Source organism: Geobacillus sp. DSP4a (assembly GCF_013096875.1).
Taxonomy (GTDB): Bacteria; Bacillota; Bacilli; order Bacillales; family Anoxybacillaceae; genus Geobacillus; species Geobacillus thermophilus.
The window spans coordinates 1-233 of sequence record NZ_SDLD01000300.1 but is presented as its reverse complement, the minus strand read 5'-3'; the positions used below and the strand labels follow the sequence as shown (position 1 = coordinate 233).

At 57.5% G+C, this 233-nt stretch carries 1 rRNA gene; it reads left to right on the top strand.

Going from position 1 to position 233, the window contains the following annotated elements:
* Positions 1-6: 6 nt before the first annotated feature.
* Positions 7-233: ribosomal RNA gene (locus ETC02_RS17425) — 23S ribosomal RNA — on the top strand; the annotation flags it as partial.

Sequence of the window (233 nt, the reverse complement as noted above, 5' to 3'; positions counted from 1 at the left end):
GCTGTAGGTTAAGCTAGAAAGGGCGCACGGTGGATGCCTTGGCACTAGGAGCCGATGAAGGACGGGGCAAACGCCGAAACGCTCCGGGGAGCTGTAAGCAAGCGTTGATCCGGAGATGTCCGAATGGGGGAACCCACTGTCCGTAATGGGGCAGTATCCATGCCTGAATCCATAGGGCATGGAGGGCACACCCGGGGAACTGAAACATCTTAGTACCCGGAGGAGAAGAAAGC